Raw genomic sequence first — 8,249 nt, 5'->3', positions numbered from 1 at the left:
CGCTCCACCCGCCGATGCGCCTCCGACAACATCGCATACGTCTTCCCCACACCCGGCGCCGCACCGAGGTAGATCCGTAGCTTCCCGCGTCCCATGGCCCCATTGTCTTCCACTCGCGCCCGCGCACCGTGTCGGCCGCGCTCCGACGGTACAACCCAGAAGTCCGACAAATCGGACGCGTGATCGACTGTCGCTCCTCCTTGACGCAACCCTGATACCGGGAGTCACCTGCGTCACGCAGGTACGGAGGTGCAGGTGAGGCGGGGCGCGCCGGGCGGGAGACGGGTCGTGGACGGTCCGGGGCACTGCCCCCGGACGGCGCTCACACGCTCTCGACGATCTCCCCGTCGCTGAGTTCGAGGACCCGGTCCGCGAGGTCGAGCAGGGCCGTGTCGTGAGTGGCCACCAGCGCGGTCACGCCCTCGCTGCGGACGACCGCGCGCAGCAGTTCCATCACGGCGTGCCCGGTCTCGGCGTCCAGTTGGCCGGTGGGCTCGTCGGCGATGATCAGGGAGGGCTGGTTGGCGAGCGCCCGGGCGATGGCGACCCGCTGCCGCTGTCCGCCGGACAGCTCCCCCGGTCGCTGGAGGGCGTGGTCGGCGAGGCCGACCAGGGACAGCAACAGGGCGACCCGTTCGTCGCGCTCCCCGGGGGCGGCCTTGCGCAGTCTGAGCGGTACGCCCACGTTCTCGGCGGCGCTGAGGATCGGGATCAGCCCGAAGGACTGGAAGACGAAGCCGATCCGGTCCCGCCGCAGCTCCAGCAGGCCCTCCTCGCCGAGCGCGGCGAGGTCGTGGCCGTCGACGTGGACGGAGCCCTCGTCGGGTGCGTCGAGACCGCCGACCAGGTTGAGCAGGGTCGTCTTGCCGGAGCCGGAGCGTCCCTTGAGGGCGACCAGTTCGCCGCGCGGCACGCTGAAGGACACGCCCTTGAGCGCGTGGACGGCCGCCGCTCCGGTGCCGTAGGACCGCCGCAGGTTCTGCACCCGCACCATGGGGCGCTCGTCGACACCCTCCCTGACCTCGGCCTCAGCCGGCCCGGCTGCCCCCCGTGCCATACCCACTCCCGTACGCTCGTGCGACTCGCCCGACAGTATGGTCACGCCGTGCCACCGGGGGCAACGGGCCGTGCCCCGTGGCCGCCCCGGGCGGGGGCGGACACGGGGCACGGGCACCGTTCGGCTCCGGCGCGCGACCCGCACGTCACGGCACCGGAGCGGGTACGAGGGCTCAGCGGATCTCGGTGATCTCCGGGCCGCGGGCCAGCTGGCCCATTCCGCCGGAGAAGCGGGAACCGGCCTGGTCCTCCTGCTGCACCCCTTCGGGCACCATCTGCGCGTTGTTGGGGAGCTGGAGGACGATCGGGTCGCGGGGCGCCATCGGGCCGTCGCCCCGCACCACCACGGTGTCCCGGAAGATCTGCTCCAACAGTCCGGCGGCCTGCGGCTGCACCGCGCCCTGACCGGAGATGACCCCGCGCAGGAACCAGCGCGGGCCGTCGATGCCGACGAACCGCACGACCTGGAACCCGCCGGTGCCGTCCGGGAGTTGCACGGGGACCTGGGCCCGCAGCTCCCAGCCGAGGGGGCCCTCGACCTCGTCGATGACACCGCCCTGCTGGGTGATGCCGGAGGCGATCTCCTCGCGGACCTCGCCCCAGATGCCCTCCCGCTTCGGGGCCGCGAAGCCCTGGAGCTGGATGGCGCTGTCCTTGAGCACGACGGTCGCGGCCACGATCGCGTCGCCGGCCACCTCGACCCGCAGCTCCATGCCCTCGACACCGGGGACGAACAGTCCGCCGAGGTCGACCCGACCCTCGCTGGGGTCGCCGACCTCGGTGCTGTCCCAGGGGCCGTCGGGCCGCGGCTCGGGCTCCAGCCGTACGCGCTCCGCCTCGTCCGCCGCGTCCGCGTCGTCGACCTGCTCGGCCTCGCCCGCCGCGTCCGCCGCCGGCGCGTCTGCCGCGTCCTCGGGGGAGCTCATCTTCTTGCGACGTCCGAACACGTCATCGTCCTTCCCGGTCGGTTCCGACCGATCCGTATTGGTTCCCGCCCGCGAGCCCACCCGGGACGCCCACCGAGGCGTGACCGCCGGTGGACCCGAAGCCCCCTTCGGCCCGCGCCGAACCGGGGAGTTCCGCGACCTCGTGGAAGCGGACCCTCTCGACCTGCTGGACCACCAGTTGGGCAATCCGGTCGAAGCGCTCGAACCGCACGCTCTCGCGCGGATCGAGATTCACCACGATCACCTTGATCTCCCCACGGTACCCGGCATCAACCGTCCCCGGGGCATTCACCAAAGCAACACCGAGACGGGCCGCGAGCCCGGAACGCGGGTGCACGAAGGCCGCGTAGCCCTCGGGCAGCGCCACCGCGACCCCCGTCGGCAGGACGGCCCGTTCGCCGGGGGCGAGGACACGGGCCTCGGTGGTCCGCAGATCGGCACCGGCGTCGCCGGGCAGCGCGTACGCGGGCAGCGGCACCTCGGGGTCGAGTCGCCGCAGCAGCACGGGCAGTTCAGGTCGGGCCTGCGGGGCCGCGGGGACCGCGGGGACCGCGGGGACCGCGGGGACCGCGGCGTGCTGGTGCGTCACGGGTTCACCTCGAAGGCCCGGGTGCGGCGGCGGGCGTCCGGATCGCTCATGGCGGCCTGGATCTCCTCCGGACGACCGTTGTCGATGAAGTGGTCGACCTTGACCTCGATGAAGAGGGCGCGGGCCCGTACCGCCTCGGGGCCCTCGGGGCCGCCGATGCGTCCCGACACCCGGGAGTAGATCTTCCGCCCGGCGACCGCGACGACCTCCGCGTCGAGGTGCAGCACGGTGTCCACGGGCACCGGCAACAGGTAGTCGGTCTCCAGCCGGCCGGTGACGGCGATGACGCGCAGCAGCCAGTTCAGGGAACCGAGCGTCTCGTCGAGGGCGGTGGCGAGGACGCCGCCGTGAGCGAGTCCGGGCGCGCCCTGGTGGACGGGGCGCACCGTGAACTCGGCCGTGACCCGCACCCCGTCCTGCGCCCGGGCAGCGAGGTGCAGTCCGTGGGGTTGCTCCTCGCCGCAGCCGAAGCAGTGGGCGTAGTGGGAGCCGAGCGGTTCGCCGGGCGCGGGGGCATCGGGGTGCCGTACCGGCGCTATGGCGTCCGCGGGGGGTGTCAGGACCGTAGAAGTACCACTCACAGGCGCAGACCTTACCCGCCCTCCCGGCCGCTCCCGGACGCCCGGGCCCCCGCTCCCGACACGCCCGCCGACCGTGCCAAGCTAAGTGTTATGGACCTTTCGGCAGCGCCCTACGAAGAACGTCTCACCGCGCCCCGTACGTGGTGGCTCGTCGCCCTGTTGGCGGGGATCTCGTTCGCGTTGATCCTGTTGCCGTTCGGCGTGCTGGCGATGCTCGGCGGCCTGGCCGGCGGGACGGCGCTGGTGGCCGTGGTGACGAGTGCGTACGGCTCGGCGCGCATCCGGGTGGTGGGCGACTCCCTGGTCGCGGGCGACGCCCGCATCCCGCTGTCGGCGCTGGGCGACCCGCAGGTACTGGACGCGGAGGAGGCCCGCGCCTGGCGGACCCACAAGGCGGACCCGCGCGCGTACATGGTGCTGCGGGGGTACATCCCGACCGCGCTGCGCGTGCCGGTCACCGATCCCGAGGACCCGACGCCCTACGTGTACGTGTCCACGCGGACCCCACAGGCCCTGGCCGATGCGCTGACGTCGGCCCGCACCGCCTGACCCCCGTACGGGCCGACTCTCGTCCCCCGGCCGTCCCGGTGCGTGGGCAGTCCCGGTGCGTGCGGTCGGTTCCCCGCACGGTGGTCGCCGCGCGGGTTCCGGGTCGTCGGTGCCGGTCGCCTCAGTGTCCGAGCGCGGGGCGGGTGGGGGTGGGGCCCAGCTCGTCCGGCGCACCGGTGGCCGGCGCGGGCAGCTCCTCCCAGGCGACCTGTCTCTTGCGCAGGTCGTCCCGGATGCGGCGGGCCAGCTTGTGGGTGTCCCGTCGGTTCATCACGGCTCCGACGGCCGCGCCGACCATGAACGGCATCAGGTTCGGGAGGTTGCGCACCATCCGTTTCATGATCTGCTGGCGCAGTTCCCGTTTCATGTGCACGCCGAGCGCGGCGTTGACCGTCGACGGCTTGGTCACGTCGATGCCCCGCTCCTGTGACCAGGTGGTCAGGTAGACGGTGGTGCGCTCCTTGACGCCGCCGGGCGGACGCTGTCCGTAGACCTCGTACAGCTCGGCGATCAGCTTCAGCTCGATCGCTGCGACGCCGGTGATCTCGGCGGCCAGCTCCGCGGGCATCGCGGGCGCCACCGGGAGCATCGCCGCGGCCCCGACCCCGGCGCCCACGGTCGAGGTGGCGTTCGCGGCGCCGAAGACGAGTTTGTCCGCGAGCTTCTCCGGCGGGAGGCCGGGGAACTGTCGACGCAGGGTCTCCAGGTCGCGCACGGGTACGCGGGGCGCGTTCTCGATGATCCGGTCGGCGAGGAGCGCCAGGCCCGCCCTGGCCCGGCTGCCGCTCTTGCGGACGCCCTCGCGCACACCTTCCCGCACGGCCGCCACGCGGCCCCTGGCGGGCCCCTGACGCCCCGCGACGGGGCTGTCCCCGGGGACCGTGCCAGCGGCCACCAGGGCGTCGGTCCAGGCCGCCGCGTCGTTCTGCGGTGTGCTGTTCACGCGTATGACCTCCGTGTGCCGGGTGGCGCCGTCAGAGCCGTCCCGCGCTTCGAGCGAGGCCGGGTGGCCCCGCTCGTCGTCACGCGTGTTCGTGGACCGCTCTGTCGGTCCTGGGTCCGCTCCCCGATGCGAGAACTTCAGGAACTTCGGGGACCGGCGCTTCCGGGGTGGGGTCGAGCCAGTCACGGCCGACCCCGCCTCAGTCGCAGTCGCGGCAGATCGGCTGGCCGTTCTTCTCCCTGGCCAGCTGACTGCGGTGGTGGACGAGGAAACAGCTCATGCACGTGAACTCGTCCGCCTGCTTGGGCATGACCCGAACGGCCAGCTCCTCGTTCGACAGGTCGGCTCCGGGAAGTTCCAATCCCTCGGCCGCCTCGAACTCGTCCACGTCGACCGTGGACGCCGACTTGTCGTTCCGTCGGGACTTCAGTTCCTCAATGCTGTCCTCGTTGAGATCGTCATCGGTCTTGCGTGGGGTGTCGTAGTCCGTTGCCATATCGCTCTCCCCCTCTGGGTGTCTGCGGGTGTCTCCAGCGCTCGTAACGCGTGAGAGGCCGGACTTGTGCCCGACCTGAGGCGGAGATTTTGCCTCACATCAAGGTCTGTTACTCAATCGACACCCAACCGGACCTCCCAGGGGTGATCCGAGTGGATGGCGATCGGGACCCTATCCGGTCCGAATGCTGCTGCTCACGGGTGCCACCCCGTGTACTTCCCGTGATCAGGACCCCCGAAAACCCGGACTTTCCCGGCCTCCTGGCGACCTGCTTGATCACGCAGAGTAGAAAGATGGAGTTTCGCTCTTGTGATCGATCACACACGGATTTCTTCGGAACGGGTCCCGAAAATTCCGCTTAAAGCGAACATCTCCTGCGTGTCGGGGGGCAGTGTGTCAGATCGGGAGCGTGACGCGCATCACGAGCCCTCCACCCTCCCGAGGCTCCGCGATGATACGGCCCCCGTGCGCCCGCGCCACCGATCGCGCGATCGAGAGGCCGAGACCCACGCCCTTGTCGCTCCCCGTCCGCTCGGTCCGCAACCGGCGGAAGGGCTCGAAGAGGTTGTCGATCTCGTAGGCGGGCACCACCGGCCCCGTGTTCGACACCACGAGCACCGCCTGCCCGTGCTGCTCCCCGGTGACGACCTCCACCCAGCCGTCCTCGGGGACGTTGTAGCGGACGGCGTTCTGCACCAGGTTCAGCGCGATCCGCTCCAGGAGGACGCCGTTGCCCTGGACCACCACCGGCTGGCACGTCCCGCGCAGCTCCACGCCCCGCTGCTCCGCCTCGGCGTGCACCTGCTCGACGGCCCGGGAGGCGACCTCCGCGAGGTCGACCGGTTTGCGCTCCACTATCTGGTTGTCACTGCGGGCGAGCAGCAGCAAGCCCTCCACCAGCTGTTCGCTGCGCTCGTTGGTGGCCAACAGGGTCTTGCCCAGTTGGTGCAGCTCCGGTGGGGCCCCGGGGTCGGAGAGGTGGACCTCCAGCAGGGTGCGGTTGATGGCGAGCGGGGTGCGCAGCTCGTGCGAGGCGTTGCCGACGAACCGCTGCTGGGCGGTGAAGGCCCGTTCCAGGCGCTCAAGCATGTCGTCGAAGGTGTCCGCCAGCTCCTTCAGCTCGTCGTCCGGGCCGTCCAGCTCGATCCGTCGGCTGAGGTCGGAGCCGGCGACCTGGCGGGCCGTGCGGGTGATGCGGCCGAGCGGCGACAGGACCCGTCCGGCCATGGCGTACCCGAAGGCGAAGGCGATGACGCTGAGGCCCAGCAGGGCCATCAGGGACCGGCTCAGCAGGTCGTCCAGGGCGTGCTGGCGCTGCCGGTTCATGCAGACGTCCAGGGCGCTCTTGAACTCCTCCGGGCTCTTCCACGTGTTCTTCAGCTCCGGACAGGTGGCGCTGATGTTGTCCACCTTGCCTTCGAGCAGCGTGAACGGCAGGGCGTTGCCCACGTGGACGGCCTGCGCGGCCAGCAGGTAGATGATCGACAGCAGCAGGATGCCCGCGATCAGGAACATGCCGCCGTACAGCAGGGTGAGCCTTATCCGGATCGTCGGCCGCAACCAGGGGAAGGGCACGTCGGGGCGCCGGGGCGCCCAGGTGGGCTTCGGGGGCGCCCCGGGCGGGGGCGGGATCGCGGCCACGTGGATCAGATCCGGTAACCGGAGCCGGGCACCGTGATGATCACCGCGGGCTCACCGAGCTTGCGGCGCAGGGTCATCACGGTGACGCGGACCACGTTGGTGAACGGGTCGGTGTTCTCGTCCCAGGCCTTCTCCAGGAGCTGTTCGGCCGAGACGACGGCCCCCTCGCTGCGCAGCAGCACCTCCAGGACCGCGAACTCCTTGGGTGCCAACTGCACCTCGCGTCCGTCGCGGAACACCTCGCGACGGTTGGGGTCGAGCTTGATCCCGGCGCGTTCCAGCACGGGCGGCAGCGGCACGCTGGTGCGCCGGCCGAGTGCCCGGACCCGGGCGATCAGCTCGCTGAACGCGAACGGCTTGGGCAGGTAGTCGTCGGCGCCGATCTCCAGGCCCTCGACGCGGTCGCTGACGTCACCGGAGGCGGTGAGCATCAGCACCCGGGTCGGCATGCCCAGCTCGACGACCTTGCGACAGACGTCGTCCCCGTGGACGAGCGGCAGGTCACGGTCGAGCACGATGACGTCGTAGTCGTTCACCCCGATGCGCTCCAGGGCGGCGGCGCCGTCGTACACCACGTCGACCGCCATGGCCTCCCGGCGCAGTCCGGTGGCCACGGCATCGGCGAGCAGCTGCTCGTCCTCGACGACGAGTACGCGCACGTCGTTAGTCCTTCCTCTGGCGCCCGGGCGCCAGAGGGCGCGGCCGGGCGACACGAATCGTGGGGTGAGGGCTCCATCCTGCCTCTTTCGGTCATAAACCGGCGGTAAGGCGGGAGGGGCCGTGGGGGTAACGCGGGAGGGAGCGCGGGGGTGCCCGGGAGGGTGATCGGGAGGACGGCCCGGAAGGGCGGCGCCTTCCCGCGAATCTCGCGATTCTCGGCCCGTGGAGGTTTCCCCGCGCGGGTGCGGGGGGAGGACGACCACACACCCGCGATCACATCGTGCAGTGGCACGTCCCGACCGGCTTCCGCAGAGCCGTGTTCGAACTCCCCTAGAGCCGTGTTCGACGTGATCGCCCCTCCCCAGGGCACATCCCCGTGCCGCCGACCCACGACCCAGGACGAGGGGGCGCACCCATGGACGCATTCACCGCAGGACTTCTGCAGCGCATCAGGACGACCGAGTCCGACCTGACCCGTGCCCGCGAAACGGGCGACGACTTCCTTGTCGAGGTGGAACAGTCCGAGCTGGACGACCTCCGCCGGCTGGCCGCCGAACACGGCGTCGCCGTCGAACAGGGCTCCGCACGCGTCTGAGCCGCCTTCGCGGGAGCCCGGGAGCCCTTCGTGGGAGCCCTTCCCCCGGTGCCGTTCGGCTCCCCGTACCGCTCGACGGCGGGTTCCCGCCGTACGGAATCACCCCTGAGACACCCTGAGGCACCCTTCGACGGGCCCGGCACGCGTGCCGGGCCCGTCGTCGTGGCCCGGGAGGCCGGCAGGGCCCTGTGG

The 8,249-nt window shown here is 71.4% G+C and carries 11 protein-coding genes; 2 read left to right on the top strand and 9 right to left on the bottom strand.

The annotated features are described in order from the left end of the window. The 5 genes from ACFWIA_RS34735 to ACFWIA_RS34715 all read right to left on the bottom strand — a co-directional run. Positions 1-95 (bottom strand): hypothetical protein (locus tag ACFWIA_RS34735; RefSeq protein ID WP_387011263.1); only part of this gene is annotated, 95 nt, incomplete at its 3' end. 227 nt (positions 96-322) lie between these two features. After that, positions 323-994, bottom strand: coding sequence for an ABC transporter ATP-binding protein (locus ACFWIA_RS34730; protein WP_387011262.1), 672 nt, complete (start codon positions 992-994; stop codon positions 323-325). Positions 995-1,229: 235 nt separating this feature from the next. Next, positions 1,230-2,003: a DUF3710 domain-containing protein gene (locus ACFWIA_RS34725; RefSeq protein WP_387011261.1), complete on the bottom strand. Its 774-nt coding sequence runs from the start codon at positions 2,001-2,003 to the stop codon at positions 1,230-1,232. Position 2,004: 1 nt separating this feature from the next. Further along, positions 2,005-2,508 carry a dUTP diphosphatase gene (dut, locus tag ACFWIA_RS34720; RefSeq protein WP_385488701.1) on the bottom strand — a complete coding sequence of 168 codons (504 nt, stop codon included), beginning with the start codon at positions 2,506-2,508 and terminating at the stop codon, positions 2,005-2,007. Between the two features lie 80 nt (positions 2,509-2,588). Then, on the bottom strand, positions 2,589-3,173 hold the full coding sequence (locus ACFWIA_RS34715) for a PaaI family thioesterase (RefSeq protein WP_387011260.1): 585 nt from the start codon (positions 3,171-3,173) through the stop codon (positions 2,589-2,591). 90 nt (positions 3,174-3,263) lie between these two features. Between ACFWIA_RS34715 and ACFWIA_RS34710 the strand changes: the two genes are divergently transcribed. Continuing rightward, positions 3,264-3,722, top strand: coding sequence for a DUF3093 domain-containing protein (locus ACFWIA_RS34710; protein ID WP_387011258.1), 459 nt, complete (start codon positions 3,264-3,266; stop codon positions 3,720-3,722). Between the two features lie 121 nt (positions 3,723-3,843). Here the strand turns inward: ACFWIA_RS34710 and ACFWIA_RS34705 are convergent, their stop codons facing one another. From ACFWIA_RS34705 to ACFWIA_RS34690, 4 genes are all read right to left on the bottom strand, one after another. Beyond that, positions 3,844-4,851 (bottom strand): hypothetical protein, encoded by a 1,008-nt coding sequence (locus ACFWIA_RS34705; RefSeq protein ID WP_387011257.1) that lies wholly within the window; start codon positions 4,849-4,851, stop codon positions 3,844-3,846. 13 nt (positions 4,852-4,864) lie between these two features. Beyond that, complete coding sequence (locus ACFWIA_RS34700) at positions 4,865-5,161, bottom strand: DUF4193 domain-containing protein (protein WP_351243711.1); 297 nt, start codon at positions 5,159-5,161, stop codon at positions 4,865-4,867. 396 nt (positions 5,162-5,557) lie between these two features. Then, positions 5,558-6,802 carry a sensor histidine kinase gene (locus tag ACFWIA_RS34695; protein WP_387011256.1) on the bottom strand — a complete coding sequence of 415 codons (1,245 nt, stop codon included), beginning with the start codon at positions 6,800-6,802 and terminating at the stop codon, positions 5,558-5,560. 5 nt (positions 6,803-6,807) lie between these two features. After that, a complete protein-coding gene (locus ACFWIA_RS34690) occupies positions 6,808-7,461 on the bottom strand; it encodes a response regulator transcription factor (RefSeq protein ID WP_385488486.1) in 654 nt (217 codons plus the stop codon). Positions 7,462-7,877: 416 nt separating this feature from the next. On the opposite strand from ACFWIA_RS34690, the gene ACFWIA_RS34685 reads away from it, so the two are divergent. Further along, on the top strand, positions 7,878-8,057 hold the full coding sequence (locus tag ACFWIA_RS34685; protein ID WP_385488488.1) for a hypothetical protein: 180 nt from the start codon (positions 7,878-7,880) through the stop codon (positions 8,055-8,057). Positions 8,058-8,249: the final 192 nt, after the last annotated feature.

It is taken from the genome of Streptomyces sp. NPDC127068 (assembly GCF_042724695.1).
Classification (GTDB): Bacteria; Actinomycetota; Actinomycetes; order Streptomycetales; family Streptomycetaceae; genus Streptomyces.
This window is presented reverse-complemented; position numbering and strand designations above follow the sequence as displayed.

What these genes read in the sequence shown, in the direction of transcription:
- ACFWIA_RS34730 (WP_387011262.1), bottom strand. Translation starts at nt 994, where the DNA reads ATGGTGCGGGTGCAGAACCTGCGGCGGTCCTACGGCACCGGAGCGGCG.
- ACFWIA_RS34710 (WP_387011258.1), top strand. Translation starts at nt 3,264, where the DNA reads ATGGACCTTTCGGCAGCGCCCTACGAAGAACGTCTCACCGCGCCCCGT.
- ACFWIA_RS34700 (WP_351243711.1), bottom strand. Translation starts at nt 5,161, where the DNA reads ATGGCAACGGACTACGACACCCCACGCAAGACCGATGACGATCTCAAC.
- ACFWIA_RS34685 (WP_385488488.1), top strand. Translation starts at nt 7,878, where the DNA reads ATGGACGCATTCACCGCAGGACTTCTGCAGCGCATCAGGACGACCGAG.